This is a genomic window from Stutzerimonas kunmingensis (assembly GCF_002929225.1).
Classification (GTDB): domain Bacteria; phylum Pseudomonadota; class Gammaproteobacteria; order Pseudomonadales; family Pseudomonadaceae; genus Stutzerimonas.
Genome location: NZ_PISM01000001.1, coordinates 134,245 through 150,046, shown reverse-complemented (window position 1 = coordinate 150,046; position 15,802 = coordinate 134,245). Strand labels below are relative to the sequence as shown.

General features: G+C 62.1%; 16 protein-coding genes. 6 read left to right on the top strand and 10 right to left on the bottom strand.

Going from position 1 to position 15,802, the window contains the following annotated elements; genetic code table 11:
- Window positions 1–33 precede the first annotated feature (33 nt).
- The 4 genes from pssA to CW305_RS00670 form a co-directional block, all read right to left on the bottom strand.
- Window positions 34–873: a CDP-diacylglycerol--serine O-phosphatidyltransferase gene (pssA, locus tag CW305_RS00685; protein ID WP_014819285.1), complete on the bottom strand. Its 840-nt coding sequence runs from the start codon at window positions 871–873 to the stop codon at window positions 34–36.
- A 154-nt stretch (window positions 874–1,027) separates the two neighbouring features.
- Window positions 1,028–2,044 carry a ketol-acid reductoisomerase gene (ilvC, locus tag CW305_RS00680; protein WP_003303406.1) on the bottom strand — a complete coding sequence of 339 codons (1,017 nt, stop codon included), beginning with the start codon at window positions 2,042–2,044 and terminating at the stop codon, window positions 1,028–1,030.
- 77 nt (window positions 2,045–2,121) lie between these two features.
- The gene (gene ilvN / locus CW305_RS00675) at window positions 2,122–2,613 is read right to left on the bottom strand and encodes an acetolactate synthase small subunit (RefSeq protein WP_003279875.1); all 492 of its coding nucleotides are present in this window, start codon (window positions 2,611–2,613) and stop codon (window positions 2,122–2,124) included.
- A gap of 2 nt (window positions 2,614–2,615) precedes the next feature.
- Entirely contained in the window at window positions 2,616–4,340 is a 1,725-nt protein-coding gene (locus CW305_RS00670) for an acetolactate synthase 3 large subunit (RefSeq protein ID WP_031298394.1), read from the bottom strand.
- Window positions 4,341–4,747: 407 nt separating this feature from the next.
- Here CW305_RS00670 and CW305_RS00665 point away from each other — a divergent pair, with 407 nt between their 5' ends.
- Window positions 4,748–5,179, top strand: a complete 432-nt coding sequence (locus CW305_RS00665; RefSeq protein WP_044315297.1) for a DUF4124 domain-containing protein — start codon at window positions 4,748–4,750, stop codon at window positions 5,177–5,179.
- Window positions 5,180–5,221: 42 nt separating this feature from the next.
- Here CW305_RS00665 and CW305_RS00660 read toward each other — a convergent pair whose 3' ends face one another.
- From CW305_RS00660 to mrcB, 3 genes are all read right to left on the bottom strand, one after another.
- Window positions 5,222–5,548 carry a YqcC family protein gene (locus CW305_RS00660; RefSeq protein ID WP_044315301.1) on the bottom strand — a complete coding sequence of 109 codons (327 nt, stop codon included), beginning with the start codon at window positions 5,546–5,548 and terminating at the stop codon, window positions 5,222–5,224.
- Window positions 5,548–6,261: a tetratricopeptide repeat protein gene (locus CW305_RS00655; RefSeq protein WP_104096856.1), complete on the bottom strand. Its 714-nt coding sequence runs from the start codon at window positions 6,259–6,261 to the stop codon at window positions 5,548–5,550. Before CW305_RS00655 ends, CW305_RS00660 begins: the two co-directional genes overlap by 1 nt.
- Before the next feature lie 66 nt (window positions 6,262–6,327).
- Window positions 6,328–8,640 carry a penicillin-binding protein 1B gene (gene mrcB / locus CW305_RS00650; RefSeq protein ID WP_104096850.1) on the bottom strand — a complete coding sequence of 771 codons (2,313 nt, stop codon included), beginning with the start codon at window positions 8,638–8,640 and terminating at the stop codon, window positions 6,328–6,330.
- Between the two features lie 159 nt (window positions 8,641–8,799).
- Here mrcB and CW305_RS00645 point away from each other — a divergent pair, with 159 nt between their 5' ends.
- The 4 genes from CW305_RS00645 to CW305_RS00630 all read left to right on the top strand — a co-directional run bounded on the left by CW305_RS00645 (window position 8,800) and on the right by CW305_RS00630 (window position 12,425).
- Window positions 8,800–10,362: a bifunctional aminoglycoside phosphotransferase/ATP-binding protein gene (locus CW305_RS00645; protein WP_104096849.1), complete on the top strand. Its 1,563-nt coding sequence runs from the start codon at window positions 8,800–8,802 to the stop codon at window positions 10,360–10,362.
- Window positions 10,363–10,448: 86 nt separating this feature from the next.
- The gene (locus CW305_RS00640; protein WP_104096848.1) at window positions 10,449–11,234 is read left to right on the top strand and encodes a class I SAM-dependent methyltransferase; all 786 of its coding nucleotides are present in this window, start codon (window positions 10,449–10,451) and stop codon (window positions 11,232–11,234) included.
- Window positions 11,235–11,252: 18 nt separating this feature from the next.
- Window positions 11,253–11,516, top strand: coding sequence for a TfoX/Sxy family protein (locus tag CW305_RS00635; RefSeq protein WP_014819277.1), 264 nt, complete (start codon window positions 11,253–11,255; stop codon window positions 11,514–11,516).
- Window positions 11,517–11,627: 111 nt separating this feature from the next.
- The gene (locus CW305_RS00630) at window positions 11,628–12,425 is read left to right on the top strand and encodes a Crp/Fnr family transcriptional regulator (RefSeq protein WP_014819276.1); all 798 of its coding nucleotides are present in this window, start codon (window positions 11,628–11,630) and stop codon (window positions 12,423–12,425) included.
- Between the two features lie 196 nt (window positions 12,426–12,621).
- Here the strand turns inward: CW305_RS00630 and CW305_RS00625 are convergent, their stop codons facing one another.
- The 3 genes from CW305_RS00625 to CW305_RS00615 are packed head-to-tail and all read right to left on the bottom strand — an operon-like array spanning window position 12,622 to window position 15,331.
- Window positions 12,622–13,515 (bottom strand): ChaN family lipoprotein, encoded by an 894-nt coding sequence (locus CW305_RS00625; RefSeq protein ID WP_104096847.1) that lies wholly within the window; start codon window positions 13,513–13,515, stop codon window positions 12,622–12,624.
- A gap of 11 nt (window positions 13,516–13,526) precedes the next feature.
- Window positions 13,527–14,294 carry a heme ABC transporter ATP-binding protein gene (locus CW305_RS00620; RefSeq protein ID WP_104096846.1) on the bottom strand — a complete coding sequence of 256 codons (768 nt, stop codon included), beginning with the start codon at window positions 14,292–14,294 and terminating at the stop codon, window positions 13,527–13,529.
- On the bottom strand, window positions 14,294–15,331 hold the full coding sequence (locus CW305_RS00615; RefSeq protein WP_104096845.1) for a FecCD family ABC transporter permease: 1,038 nt from the start codon (window positions 15,329–15,331) through the stop codon (window positions 14,294–14,296). Before CW305_RS00615 ends, CW305_RS00620 begins: the two co-directional genes overlap by 1 nt.
- A gap of 133 nt (window positions 15,332–15,464) precedes the next feature.
- Between CW305_RS00615 and CW305_RS00610 the strand changes: the two genes are divergently transcribed.
- Window positions 15,465–15,800, top strand: a complete 336-nt coding sequence (locus CW305_RS00610; RefSeq protein ID WP_044315005.1) for a Rieske (2Fe-2S) protein — start codon at window positions 15,465–15,467, stop codon at window positions 15,798–15,800.
- Window positions 15,801–15,802 lie beyond the last annotated feature (2 nt).

Genomic DNA, 15,802 nt, shown 5'->3' with positions numbered 1-15,802 from the left:
CCGATGGAGCAATACGCGCAGCCGAGTTGAAAATCAACCCTCGACACGCTTGCGGCGGCGCAACTGCATCAGGTACTGCACAGGACCGGACGCCGCATACGCCAGGAAGATCAACAGCAGAATGCGGGGCGGATCACTGAACACGACAGCGAACACGAGCACTACTATCAGGATAGCGACGAAAGGTACGCGCCCTTTCAAATCGAGATCCTTGAAGCTGTAGTACTTGATATTGCTGACCATCAACAAACCTGCGGCTGCGACCATCAGCGCGAACAGCATGACCAATATGAGCGGCAGATCGACTCCGCGAATACCAACCTCATCCAGTGCCCAGACAGCCCAGACCCAGCCGGCGACTACCCCCGCTGCAGCCGGGCTAGCCAGACCAATGAACCACCGCTTATCCACCTTACCGATCTGCGTATTGAAACGCGCCAGACGCAGAGCGGCGCAAGCGACATATATGAAGGCAACGGTGAGACCAACATTACCCAGTTCGGACAATGCCCACTCGTACGCCAGCACTGCGGGGGCCAGACCAAAGGCAACCATGTCCGACAGCGAATCGTACTCGGCACCAAATGCGCTTTGGGTATTGGTGAGACGAGCCACGCGCCCATCCAGACTATCGAGCACCATAGCGACGAACACCGTGGCGGCGGCCACGTAGAAGTTGCCGTTAATCGCGGTGATGATCGAAAAAAAACCAGCAAAAAGGTTGGCGGTGGTGAACAGATTGGGCAGCAGATAGATGCCACGATGACGAACCTTGCGCCCATCAGGCTCTTGGGTCTCCTCGACATGCTCGTCGATCGGCAGAATGCTTTCTGGCTCGACTGGCTTGTTCGGCTCTTCGGGTTGTCCACTCATGCGCATTCACCTTCTACAACAGGTTACGGATAGATTTCGACCAGTCCTGGAGACTTGGGGTTCAGCCTGGCCAAAGCCGGGTTTTATACCAGAAGCCTGGCAGGCCGAACGAAAAAACGCGGCCGAAGCCGCGTTTTCTTGAGCAGTAGAACGATCAGTTCTTGCTCTTGTCGACGATCTTGTTCGCCGCGATCCAAGGCATCATTGCACGCAGCTTCTCGCCGACCACTTCGATACCGTGCGCCGCGTTGTTGCGACGGTAGGCAGTCATGGACGGATAGTTGGCAGCGCCCTCGGTGATGAACATCTTGGCGTACTCGCCGTCCTGAATGCGCTTCAGGGCATTACGCATGGCGGCACGGGACTCGGCGTTGATCACCTCAGGACCGGTCACGTACTCGCCGTACTCGGCGTTGTTGGAGATCGAGTAGTTCATGTTGGCGATGCCGCCTTCGAACATCAGATCGACGATCAACTTCAGCTCGTGCAGGCACTCGAAGTAGGCCATTTCCGGCGCGTAGCCAGCTTCGACCAGAGTTTCGAAGCCGGCCTTGACCAGCTCGACGCAACCGCCACAGAGAACAGCCTGCTCGCCGAACAGGTCGGTTTCGGTTTCGTCCTTGAAGGTGGTTTCGATGATGCCGGTACGGCCACCGCCGACACCACAGGCGTAGGACAGCGCGACGTTGCGGGCATTGCCGGAAGCGTCCTGGTAGATCGCGATCAGGTCAGGGATGCCGCCGCCCTTGACGAACTCGGAACGCACAGTGTGGCCCGGCGCCTTGGGAGCAATCATGATCACGTCCAGATCGGCACGGGGCACGACCTGGTTGTAATGGATCGAGAAGCCGTGGGCGAAGGCCAGAGTAGCGCCCTGCTTCAGGTTCGGCTCGATTTCGTCCTTGTACAGGCGGCCCTGGAACTCGTCCGGGGTCAGGATCATCACCAGGTCGGCAGCGGCAACAGCGGCCGGCACGTCGCTGACCTTCAGGCCATGGGCCTCGGCCTTGGCAATGGACGACGAGCCCGGGCGCAGGCCGACGGTGACGTCGACGCCGGAATCCTTCAGGTTGCACGCGTGCGCGTGGCCCTGGGAGCCGTAACCGATGATGGCGACCTTCTTGCCCTGAATGATGGAGAGGTCGCAGTCTTTATCGTAAGAAACCTTCATGAATTACCCCTGTTGCCGGCCTCGTGGGCCATTCGATAAAACGTTACTGACTGGAGAGACGACGCGTCCGCCAGCCGTTAGATACTCAGCACCTTGTCACCGCGGGAAATCCCGGTGACGCCACTGCGCACAACCTCCAGGATCGAAGCAGTGCCAACGGCCTGGATGAAACTGTCCAGCTTGTCACTGGTTCCGGCCAACTGAATCGTATAGACGCTGGTGGTCACGTCGACGATCTGCCCGCGGAAGATATCGGTGGTGCGCTTGACCTCGGCGCGCTGGGCACCGGTGGCCTTGACCTTGATCAGCATCAGTTCACGCTCGATATGGGCGCTTTCCGACAGGTCGACCAGCTTGACCACCTCAACCAGCTTGTTGAGGTTTTTGGTGATCTGCTCGATCACCTCCTCGTGGCCTACCGTGGTCAGCGTTAGACGCGACAGGGTCGGGTCTTCGGTCGGCGCCACGGTGAGGCTTTCGATGTTGTAGTTGCGTTGCGAAAACAGGCCGACCACACGAGACAGCGCACCCGGTTCGTTTTCCATCAGCAGGGAAATGATGTGTCTCATGATCAGGTCCGCTCCGTCTTGCTCAGCCACATGTCGCGCATCGCACCGTCTTTGATCTGCATCGGATAGACGTGCTCAGCGGTATCGACCGCGATATCCAGGAAGACCAGGCGATCCTTCATGGCGAACGCCTCTTCCATCATCGGCTTGAGGTCCTTGAGGTCGGTGATGCGCATTCCCACGTGACCATAAGCCTCGGCCAGCTTGACGAAGTCTGGCAGCGACTCCATGTAGGAGTGCGAATAGCGGCTGTTGTACACCATGTCCTGCCACTGGCGAACCATTCCCAGCGCACCGTTGTTGAGGTTGATGATCTTCACCGGCAGGTCGTACTGCAGGCAGGTGGACAGCTCCTGGATGTTCATCTGGATGCTGCCCTCACCCGTCACCACCGCGACATCGGCTTCGGGGAAGTTCAGCTTCACGCCCATGGCTGCAGGCAGACCAAAGCCCATGGTGCCGAGGCCGCCCGAGTTGAGCCAACGGTTGGGCTTGTCGAACTTGTAGTACTGGCAGGCGAACATCTGGTGTTGACCGACGTCCGAGGCCACATAGGCGTCGCCCTTGGTCACTTCGCAAAGCACCTCGATGGCGGCCTGAGGCTTGATGATCGAACCATCGCCCTTGTCGTAGGGGAACAGCCCGCGGTTGCCGCGCCACTCGTCGATCTGTTTCCACCAGCTGGCGACCGTCTCGGCATTCGGCGTCTGACCGATTTCCTTGACGATGGCGACCATCTCGGTCAGCACACTGTCGACCGGACCGACGATCGGAATGTCGGCCTTGATGGTCTTGGAGATCGACGCCGGGTCGATGTCGATATGGATGATCTTGGCGTTCGGGCAGAATTTCGCCGCACCATTGATGACGCGGTCATCGAAGCGCGCACCGACCGCCAGGATCACGTCGGAATGGTGCATAGCCAGGTTGGCGGTGTAGCTGCCGTGCATGCCGAGCATGCCGACGAACTGGCGGTCACCGCCCGGATAGCAACCCAAGCCCATCAGGGTGTTGGTCACCGGCAGGTTGAGCATCTTCGCCAGCTCGGTCAATTGCGCCGAGGCCTTGCCCAGGATCACGCCGCCACCGGCGTAGATGATGGGCCGCTTGGCTCCCAGCAGCAGTTCCGCCGCTTTGCGAATCTGGCCCGAATGTCCACGCACGGCCGGACTGTACGAACGCAGCTTGGCCTTCTTCGGATAGACGTACTCGAACTTCTCGGCCGGGTTGGTCATGTCCTTCGGAATGTCGATGACAACCGGCCCTGGACGCCCGGATTCGGCGAGATAGAACGCCTTTTTCATCACTTCGGGGATTTCCGAAGGATGCTTGATCATGAAGCTGTGCTTCACGATGGGCCGGGAGATACCGATCATGTCGGTTTCCTGGAAGGCATCGGTGCCGACCATGGTGCTGGGCACCTGGCCGGAGATGACCACCATCGGGATCGAGTCCATGAAGGCGGTGGCGATACCGGTGATGGCGTTGGTCGCCCCTGGTCCGGAGGTCACCAGCACCACGCCGGCCTTGCCGGTCGCGCGCGCATAGCCATCGGCCATGTGCGTGGCGGCCTGCTCGTGACGAACCAGGATGTGTTCGATGGCCTTTTCCTTGAAAAGCGCATCGTAGATATGCAGAACGGCACCGCCCGGGTACCCGTAGATGTACTTAACGCCTTCGTCACGCAGGGAGCGGACGACCATTTCAGCGCCGGATAAGAGTTCCACGTTGTTCACCTCTGAAACGCCAGATAGCGATTCCAAGTCGGAGCCGCCAGAAATAGGTTTACTGCCAGCAGGGCATGAGCGACGGTGGTCGCCGACTACGTCAGCCACTGACTGAGCCAGTATTGGAAGAGACCCTGGTGTCGCGGGCTCTCCACCCAGCGCGAGGTAACGCGTTGCGGGTGATGCAGGTCGGCGCGGGTAGCACCTCATGTCTGTCTAGACTGAGCCGGTATCGCTTGCGGCGAGGCGACTCAGGACAGCAAGCCTCGAATTGTTCGGATTCAGCACCAGCAAGTCAAGCTCGCCGTTGTGTTTGGGCAGCGTTGAGCTGTGACAGGGTGCAGAAGCGGCGCTCCGGCTTTTGGGTATAGTGACTGCCGGTTTCCGATTCCAATGAAGGTAACGACATGCGATTCATGTTTCTTGCGGGCGGCTTGGTACTGGCGCTTTGCGGCAACGTCATGGCTGCCCAGGTATACAAGTGGGTAGACGCCCAGGGGGTCACGCACTTCGGCGCGCAACCGCCGCAAGGGCAGCAGGTGGAAACCGTCAACACCGTTACCGCGCCGGCAAAATCGACCACGATGCCAGCCCCCGTCGTCGAGGACGAAACCGAGGTCGACCAGCAGAGCATCGATCGCAAAGTGAAGCGCCAGGTCGCTGAGCAAGAGGCCGAACGCAAGCGCTATTGCGAGACGATGCGCACCAACCTCGCGCAACTGCAGAACAATCCGCGGGTACGTGTCGAAGAGAAGGGTGAAACCCGGCGAATCACCGAAGAGGAGCGGCAGGCAAGGATCGCAGAAACACGCGACAAGATCGCCGAAAACTGCAACTGATACCGCATCTTCAGGTATTGCGCTGGCGGCGCGCCAAGCCGCTCAGCGCGAAGGCGCCTCGATCAACGCATCGAAAGCACGCAGTGCCTCGAGCAGACTGACTACCCGCGCCTCCCGATAGACCAGCTCTGCCATCGCACAGATGCCCGACGCCTGCGGCAGAGGATGATCCGCCTCGACAATCGCCTTCATCCGCGGCAGGAATATCCACTGCAGCCATTGCTCGAAGCGCAGCGTATCCACGCAAAACGGCTCGACGCTGGCCAGAGCCTCCGGCACCGGCGGCTCGACGCTCCACATGTCAAGCGTGCGCAGCTCGCGCTCGATCAAAAGCAGCTGCTGCGCGACTGCCGGAAGGCGCGGATCCATCATAGATTGACCTTGGCTCGTTCACGAGCCTGCGCGGCACCGGCACTGTCGCCCCGCCGCTCACGTGCCTGCGCAATCAACTCCCAGAGGCTGGCCTGCAGCGCCGGACGCCCGCTGGCATAGCTCAATGCGCGGCGCGACAGCTGCTCCGCCTGAGTGGCATCCCCCTGCGCCAACCGGACCTGGGCCAGACGATAAAGGACCTGCGGCTCGCGCGGCGCAATACGCTGCGCACGTTCGAGACTGGAAGCCGCACCATTCAGGTCACCACCGCCCTGCTGCTGTTGAGCCGTAGTCAACAGCGCGAGCACCGGGCCATCCAGCTGCTCGTCGGCGGCCAGGCCGCTGCTGCTGCCGGAGGACGGGATACCGGTGGGCATGCTCGGTTGCTGCTGCGTAACGGCCGGCGCCGAGATTGACGGTGCCGGCTGCCACGCAGGCTGATCTCCGCCTGTCGTTCCACTCGATCTGGCAAACGGTGCATCCGGCGCGGCGAACGTCTCAAGCGGTGCAGAGCTGCCTTGCGGCACCATCACCACCACCCCAGAATCCTCCTGCTGCTGCCTTGGCGTCGCGACCGCGGCTGGCGCGCGGTATCCCTGGCGAGCCGCCACCTCCTCGGAAACGGGAGCGCCTGAGTCCACCACGGGGATCGAACCACGATCCACTGTCGTGCACCCCTGTACCAGCGTCACCGCTGCAACAACGGCCATCCACTGCTTGTTCACCAATTCAGACCTCTCAACGTAGAACCACGAAGCACGCGACCTCTGCGGCAGTTACTCCAACCAGCCACGCACCCAATCCATGACCGACTCCGCCGGCGCCTGAATGCCGCAGCCAGGTCCGGGGGCCGGTTCGCTGCCGCGAATATAGGGCATCTGCACCGCATCGGGGCAACGCTCATCCGTACCCAGGCCACTTCGCGCGTCCACCCAGGCATATGTCACGTTGTCCGGCACCGGCATCTGCAGAGGCAGCGGATCGGCCCGCCGCATGAAATCGCTCCACACCTGCAGCGCGCCGGTCGCCCCAGTCAGCGAAGTTTTGCCATTGTCATCACGACCCAACCAGACCACTGCCAGCAGATCCTGACTGAAGCCTGCGAACCAGCTGTCACGCGAGTCGTTGGTGGTACCGGTCTTGCCAGCGAGATTCAGCGACTGCGGCAGTCGGTTGTAGGCAGAACGACCCGTTCCTTCGCGCATGGCACGCTGCATGGCGTACTGGGTCAGGTAGATGGCACCCGGATCGAAGCGCTGCTGAATCTGGAACGGATAGCGCTTGAGTGGCTCACCATCCGCGGTCAGCACACTGCGAATTCCGCGCAACGGCGTGTTAAAGCCGCCGTTGGCCAGGGTCTGGTACATGTCCGCCACCTCGATTGGCCGCAAACCGCCCGCTCCGAGCAGCATCGACGGATAGGCGGGCCACTTCGGCGAAGCGCCCAGCCGCTCAAGCGTCTTCAGTACATTCGGCACGCCCAGATCGAGCCCGAGCCGCGCCGTGGACAGGTTGTAGGAATTGGCAAGTGCCTGATACAGGTAAACCGTGCCATAAGCCTGACGCCCATAGTTCTGCGGCTTCCAGATCTGTCCATCGGCGCCCTTGACCGAGAAGGGCTCGTCTTCGAGCAGACTGGTCAGCGTGTACTGGCTGGGCTTTTCCAGCGCAGCCAGGTAGATGGCCGGCTTGATCAGCGAGCCGATCGGCCGTGACGCATCGAGCGCGCGATTGAACCCCGCGAAACCCGGCTGGCGACCACCGAGCAGGGCCTGAATTTCACCGGTCTCAGGATTGGTCACGATCATTGCGCCTTCGACGCCTTCGGTGCTCTTGCCGAGACGCTTGAGGGTTTCGCTCATGGCCTGCTCGGCCTTGAGCTGGATCACCGGATCGAAACTGGTGAAGACACGCAGACCTTCTTCGGTGAGGTCCTCGTCCCGATAGTCCTCACGCAGCTGACGCTTGACCAGGTCGAGGAAGGCCGGATAGGAGCTGTCGGCCATGCTGCCACGCTGGGTCACGCCCAGCGGTGCCTGCTTGGCTTTTGCTATGTCCTCGGCGCTGACCGCCTGCTGCTCGGCGAGCAGGTCGAGAACCAGGTTGCGCCGCTCCAACGCCCGCTCGGGATTGCGTCGAGGGTTGTAGTAGGTAGGCCCTTTCACCATGCCGACCAGCAATGCCACCTGCGGCAACTTCAACTCGGCCAGCGGCTGGCCGAAGAAGTACTGGCTCGCCAGACCGAAGCCGTGAATGGCACGGCGACCGTCCTGACCGAGAAACACTTCGTTCAGGTAGGCTTCGAGAATGTCTTCCTTGTCGTAGTGCAGCTCCAGCAGGACCGCCATCATCGCCTCGGTGGCCTTACGGCTAAGGCTGCGCTCGTTGGTCAGGTAGAAGTTCTTCACCAGCTGCTGGGTCAGCGTACTGCCCCCTTGGCGAACCTGGCCTGCAGTCAGGTTGACCCAGACGGCGCGAGCAATGGACTTGGGCGATACACCGAAGTGATTGAAGAACTCCCGATCCTCCACGGCGACCAGCGTTTCCACCAGATACGGCGGCACCTGATCGAGCTTGATCAGAATGCGATCCTCGTTGTGCGCGGGGTACAGCCCACCGATCAACACCGGCTCCAGCCGCGCTACCGGCAGCGAGCCGCCATTGGCAGCGCTGAGGCCGGCGACGAAATCGCCAGAGAAGCGTACTCGCAGCCGCTGCGACTGTTCGGCACCTTCGTAGAACTGGAAGCCGCGGGTGTGCAGTTCGATGTCATTACCAGCCACCGACGCGCCACCCGGACCGCTGACAGCCTTTTCGCGGCGATAGCCCAACGCATCCAGCTCGGCGAGAAAATCGGTCTTATCGAGCTTCTGCCCGACGAACAACTCCAGCGGTCGTGCATAGACCTTGGCCGGAATCGTCCAGCGTTTGCCGGAGAATTTCTCCTGCACCACGGCATCGAGATAAATGGCGAAACCGCCCAGGATCACCAGGCCGACAATGGACAGTTTGACCGCCCAGCCCAACCAGGGGCGAGCGCCAGAGGAGCGGCGTCTGGAGCGTGTACGGGGGGAGCGAGATTTAGTCATGGCGGCGCATTATACGCACTTTGCAGGCGCGGACCGACGGCCTCTCAGCGGTTTGCAGCGCAACGCACAGCGGCCATAATGCCTGCGACTTTTCGACTGTGTGGACTGCTTCGCAGTGGACTCGCACGCCCCGTTCAAGAACTTCAACAAGGAATGACCGTGAGCCAAGCACTGATCGCCGCCCTGCAGAATCCTGGCCTGTACCCGCATCCCAGCGAGGGCTTTCGGGTAATCGAGACCCACATTTCCTGGGTCATCCTCACCGGCACCTATGCCTACAAGATCAAGAAGCCAGTGGACTTCGGCTTTCTCAACTTCACCGACCTCGCCTCACGCAAGCATTTCTGCGAAGAAGAGTTACGGCTTAACCAGCGCATGGCGCCGGATATGTATCTCGAAGTCGTTCCCATCAGCGGATTGCCGGATGCACCCGAGATCGATGGCACAGGCGAACCCTTCGAATATGCGCTGAAGATGCGCGAGTTCCCACAAACCCAGCTACTGGCCGAACTGCAGGCGCGCGGCGAGTTGACGGACGCGCACATTGACGCCCTGGCCGAGCAGATCGCCCGCTTCCACCAGGGCACCCCGCAGGTGCCTGCCGGTCATGCACTGAGCAGTGCCGATGCGATCGTTGCGCCGATGCGGCAGAACTTCGAACAGATTCGCCCATTGCTCAGCGAAGCCGAGGATCTCCGCCAGCTGGATGCGCTCGAGGAATGGACCGAAACCAGTATCGAGCGCCTGCGTCCGCTGCTCGACCAGCGCTGCCAGGAAGGTTTCGTCCGCGAATGTCACGGCGATCTTCACCTGGGCAATGCCACATTGATCGATGGCAAGGTGGTGCTGTTCGACTGCATCGAGTTCAACGAGCCGTTCCGCCTGATCGATGTGGCTTCGGACGCAGCCTTCCTGGCCATGGACCTCGAGGATCGTGGCCTGAAGTGCCAGGCGCGCAGGTTCATCAATGGCTGGCTGGAGCACACCGGCGACTACGCAGCGCTGGCGCTGCTGAATCTGTACAAGGCCTATCGCGCACTGGTCCGCGCCAAGGTCAGCCTGTTCCGTCTGTATCAGGAGCAGGACGCGGTGCAACGCAAGGTGATCGTACGGCAGTACCGCAGCTACGCGAATCTGGCCGAAAGCTACAGCGCCATTCCCTCGCGCTTCCTCGCCATCACCCACGGCGTGTCCGCCGTAGGCAAGAGCCACGTTGCGCTACGCCTGGTCGAGGCCCTTGGCGCGATACGCCTGCGCTCGGATATCGAACGCAAGCGCCTGCATGGCGAGCAGCCCGAAGCCCAGCAGGGCCACCTGGATGCCGGCATCTACAGCCAGCAGGCCAGCGATGAGACCTACAAGCGGCTGCACCAGCTGGCAACGACTGCGCTGCAGGCTGGCTTTTCCGTGGTGATCGACGCGGCATACCTGAAGCAGCAGCAGCGCCAGGATGCCTGGCAGGCGGCCGAGACCACTGGCGTGCCCTTCCTGATACTCGATTGCCAGGCGCCCGATGCGGTAATCGCGCAGTGGCTGGCGCAACGCCAGGCCGAGGGGCTTGACCCATCCGACGCGACCATGGAGGTAGTGCATGCCCAGCAGGCCAGCCGCGAGGCGCTGAACGAGAGCGAGCGACTGCATAGCCGTCGGGTCGACACCCAGGACGCCGGCAGCCTCGACGAGCTGGTCGCCAGTATCCGTCAGCACCTGCCCGGCCTCTGACCGCCAGGCACCGCCGCCAGGCACCGCCGCCAGCAGAGTGCGGCGGTGCTTCTATACTCCCGGTATTCCAATCGTGGAACACCGCTATGTCTGTCAGCGAATCACCCGCGCCAAAGCCGGCCAGTGACAGCATCCAGCTGTTCTCCAGCCGCTCCACCGACTACGCACGCTTCCGCCCGACCTACCCCGAGGCGCTGTTCAACTGGCTCGCCAGCCAATGCGCGGCCACCGACACCGCGCTCGACCTTGCGGCCGGCAACGGGCAAGCGAGCATCCCGCTGACACGACACTTCCATCGGGTCCTGGCCTGCGACGCGAGCGCCGAACAGCTCGCGGCTGGCGACACCTGGTTAAACGTGCAGCGTTTCGTCGCCGATGCCGAGCATCTGCCATTGCGCAGCGGACAGCTCGATCTGCTGGTAGTCGCACAAGCCCTGCACTGGTTCGCCACGCCGGCATTCTTCAATCAGGCGCGGCGCGCACTGAAGCCGAACGGCCTGTTCTGCGCCTGGTGCTACAGCCTGCTGGAGATATCGGCCGCAATGGACGCGATCATCCACAGGCTCTACTACGAAACACTCGCCGGTTACTGGCCAGCTGGTCGCAGCAGCGTCGATGCCGGTTACCGCGATATCCAGCCTCCCTTTCCACGTATCGAACCGCCGCCCTTCGCCCTCGAAGCGCACTGGGATCTCCGCGAACTGATGGGCTACCTGCGCACCTGGTCTGCCGTGAAGCAATGGCATCAGCGACATGGTCGCGACCCCATCACATCAATCGAGCCCCAATTGACGTCTGCATGGGGCCAGGCAGGTCAGCGGAGGCTTATCCGCTGGCCGCTACACTTTCTGACAGGCTTCCCCAACCGCTAGCACCGCAAGGACGCCGCCATGCACGACGAACTGCTTTCGCTCCGCAATCTCGGCAAGACCTCGGTGCAATGGCTGCATGCATCGGGAATTCACACCGCTGCGGACCTCCGACGATTGGGCGCGGTGAGCTCCTATCGCGCGGTGAAGGCACGCGGCTTCGGGGCCTCGAAGGTTCTGCTGTATGCCATCGAGGGGGCGTTGAGAGATGTCCCGTGGCAGCAGCTGCCGATCCCGCTGAAGGAAGAGCTGAATCGGAATCTGGGCGCCGATCGCGACAACTAGAGCTAGCTCACAACCTCTGCTCGGCGAGATTTACTCAGGCCCTCGCCCGAGCCTATTGTGCGCCGACGTGACCCTGCCAATCGTCTGCCCGTTCGTTCAAGGATTACCGACATGTATTTACTCGGGGAGCAACCGGCCTACGCCGATCGCCTGATCAACCGCCTGCAAACCATCCCCACCCAATTGCTCGAAGGCTTGCAGCCCTCAGGCCCCAACCTTGAACTCAAGCACACCGACGATCTGTGCGCCGAGCTGCCGCCACAGCAACTTTTCATCATCGAGACTGGGCTACTGCATGCGCTGATCGACGGCAAGGCGCTGTTCTATCTGCAGGAGGGCGACCTGGTTGGATTGCGCCAGTCGGGCGACCTGCCAGAGTGCCGCTATTGCAGCGACGAACCTGTCAGCCTGATTCCCTACTCGCGCAACGCGGTGTTCCAGCACATCCACTCCGATGAGCATCGCCAGGAACTGTTCACCCAGTATCTGATTGGTCATACCGCCCTGCTCGGCGACGCCCTTGCGCGCCTGAAGCAACCGGAGATCCGCCCGGCTACCGGCTTCAAGCATTTCGCCGTCGGTGAAGAGCTGATCCGCCAAGGCGACGAGGCAGACAACGTGTTCATCATCATCGAAGGCCACGCCGAGGCGATCGTCGACGGCCAGAAGGTTGGCGACGTACAGAAGGACGAGATCTTCGGCGCCATGGCGGTCTTCACCCGCGAGCGACGCAGCGCAACGGTGGTCGCCAGTGAGGCCTGCACGGTCATGGTCATTCCCAAGGAACAGTTCCTCGGACTGACACAGAGCAACCCCCGCATTGCTCACAGCCTCATTGAAAGCATGGCGCGGCGTATTGACCTGCTGAACAAGGAAGTCACTCATCTGCGGGTAAACGTTGCCGTTTGAGGCAGACCAGCCAAAGAATATTTTTTACGAAAGCCTGTTGACGCAGAAATGAGAATTGTTATTATTATCGCAACTGATCGCGAGGTCAGCCGATAGCTGAAGGCTCAGGCAGTCGATCCTTCAGGTTATCTCCTCATCAGGCTAATCACGGTTTTGACCCGGCTCTGCCGGGTCTTTTTTTTGCCTGTAGAAAATGTCAGCCAGGTTGCTTCCCCGGTCGGCGCAGCTGTTCGCAATGATCCTGCTCCGGTTGCGCCGGGGTGTACCAGACATAGTCGGCCTGCGCAGCGGATACCGTCTCGCCCACTTCAGCAAGCATCAACACCGCGACTGACTTCCCTGACAGATCCTCGATATGCAACGGCACGCCCAGGTCTCGACGGACATGGAACGCGCCGGCCAGCAGCATGGCTGGCTCGGCTGCGGCGAGCGTTCGCTCGGCCATGCGTCGATCACGCTGCTGCTGCACCGCCAGCATCGCCGGCAGCTGGGAGGCCGGCAGCATCCCGCAGTGAGAGACCTCGATCTGCGCCAGTAATGCCTCGCTTACCGCCGCAGCCGCAGATTTGCGCCCCTGCAATGACGGTGCGGCACGATAGATCGACATGATTTCGTCGCGCCCGAGATTGGCATGCAGCAATGGGTAAGGCTGCGCGAGTGCATGTGAAACCAGGGCTCCGTACTGAGCCCAATCCCAGCCCCTCTGCCAGCCCAATGCATCAGGAAGATCGGCTGGCGCTCGCCCCTCACGCACCTCGCGGCGCACTGCATCGACTAGCGCCTGCTGTTGGGGGGCGAGCATCTCCAGCAACAAGCTGCCCTGCGGACGTTCTTCGGCCAACGCCCGCAGCAACCAGAGCTGCAGCGCATGGTGATCCGGGTTGTCGTGCCGCTCGCCGACCAGCAGCCGATCCTGCGCCTGCAGCTTCGCTACCAGCTGCGCGGGCGTGAGTACCGCGTCACTGCGCAGATCGACGATCAGACCGAGCTCCGGATGCTCACGCCCTTCGGGACTTTGCCACTCAGGTAGCGACGGTAGCGAATGGCATGCCGTCAGCAAACCCAGCACAAGCAACACAAGAATGCGCACGATGAACCTCCTCAACGGGCAATGATCAGCGGGTGACCGAGTTCCGGATGTCGCTGCACCAACACATCCAGACCGAATACCGCTCGCAGCGGCTCAGCTTGCAGCACTTCATCGGGTGGCCCTGCCACGATTGGCCGACCATCCTTTAGCAGCAGTAACCGATCACAATAGCGCGCAGCCAGATTCAGATCGTGCAGGATCACCAGAGCGGCGGCGCCTTGCGCGGCGAAGGCCCTGACCGCCTTTAAAATGCTGTGCTGGTGCGCAGGATCGAGCATCGACGTAGGCTCGTCGAGCATCAGCACCCGCCCTGTCTCGCCCGGCCACAGCTGCGCCAGCACCCGAGCGAGATGCACACGCTGACGCTCACCTCCAGACAGTTCGAGGTAGCTGCGCGTCGCAAGGTGCCGCGCGTCCGCCGCAGCCATCGCTGCTGCAACGAAGGCGGCATCGGCTCCGCGCCCGGTGCGATGAGGCAGGCGCCCCATGGCCACCACATCCGCCACGCGGAAAGCGAAGCTAAGCGTCGAACTCTGCGGCAACACGGCTAGGCAACGCGCGCGCTCCACATCCGCCCAGTCGCCGAGCGGCCGCCCGTGGAGCAAGACCTGCCCCCTGGAAGGCCTGAGCTCGCCGGATAACGTCGCCAGCAGCGTGCTCTTGCCCGCACCGTTCGGGCCGAGCACACCGAAAACCTGCCCAGGGCGCAGCTCGAGGGAAACATCCTGCAGCGCCGTTATCGCGCCACGGCGCACGGTCAGATCGCGGCCCACCAGCATCAGAGGCGCTCCCGCAACAGCAGATAAAGGAAGAAAGGTGCACCGAGCAACGCAGTGACAATGCCGATCGGCAGCTCCGCCGGCGCTATCACCAGCCGCGCGGCGACATCGGCAAGCAGCAGCAAGCTGCCGCCAGCAAGTGCCGAAGCTGGTAGCAGCAAGCGGTGATCGGGGCCGACCAACAGGCGCATCAGGTGCGGAACCACCAATCCGATAAAGCCGATCAGACCGGTAGCAGCCACCGCTGCGCCGACACCCAGCGCCGTGCAGACCACCAGTTCACGCTTGATCCGCTCCACATCGAAACCGAGATGACGCGCTTCCGATTCGCCGAGCAACAACGCATTCAGGGCTTTCGCCCGCCGCGGCAGCCACAGTGCGACTGCGATGGTGATCAGCAGCAGCGGCCATAGCCGTGCATAACTGGCGCCGTTCAGACTGCCGAGATTCCAGAAGGTCAGCGAGCGCAACGTTCTGTCGTCGGCCAGATAACTGAACAACCCAACCACTGCACCGGCCAGCGAGGTCAGCGCAATGCCGGCCAGCAGCATCGTGCCGACGTGGGTCTGCCCGTCGCGCCGGCCGAGTCGGTAAACCAGCAAGGTCACGCCCAGCCCGCCAACGAAGGCGAAGACCGACAGCAGGTAGGGCTCCCACCCCGCAGGCAACGCCGGAATGAATGTGCTACCGACTATGGCGACCGCCGCGCCCAACGCAGCACCGCTGGAAACCCCGACCAGCCCTGGATCGGCCAGCGGGTTGCGGAACAGCCCCTGCATCGCCACCCCGCAAAGCGCCAGTACTGCCCCGGCGGCGCAGCCCAGCAAGGTCCGCGGCAGGCGGATCTGCGCAAGAATCAGCTCAGCCTGCTCGAGCCCGGACGCTTCGATCGGCACGCCTACCAAGCGCAGCGCCGCAGCCAGACTGTCGCCCAGCGCCAGGCTCAGCGGTCCCAGCGCCAGCGACAGCCAGATCGCGACCAGCAACAACAAGCCGAGTACGAAGAACAGAAAGCGCGCAGGAACCGGACTACCCATCGGATTGCTTTGCCAAGCGGTATGTGCGGCGAAGGATAAGAGCCCGCCGCCGCAGCCGCCAGCCCGGCAAAAATTATCCGACTGCACTTCCTCGCCGGCTGCGGGATAATTCCGGCTTATGGCGGAGGACCCGATGATCAGATTGTGCGCGACATCCGAGCTTCTCGAAGGGCAGAGCCGCGGCTTCACGGTCGGGGAGCTGAAAGTGATCGCCGTGCGCCGGGATGGCCGGACATACCTGTACGAGAACCGTTGCCCACACCGCGGCGTTCCGCTGGAGTGGCGTCCCGACCAGTTCCTCGACGACAGTGGCAGCCTGCTGCAATGCGCCACTCACGGCGCGCTGTTTCTCATCGAATCCGGTGAGTGCGTGGCCGGCCCCTGCGCCGGCCAGACGCTGCGCCAGCTGGATGCAGCCGAGGACAAGGACAGCATCTGGTTGCAAACTGATCGGCAGAGCGACAGTTGAGC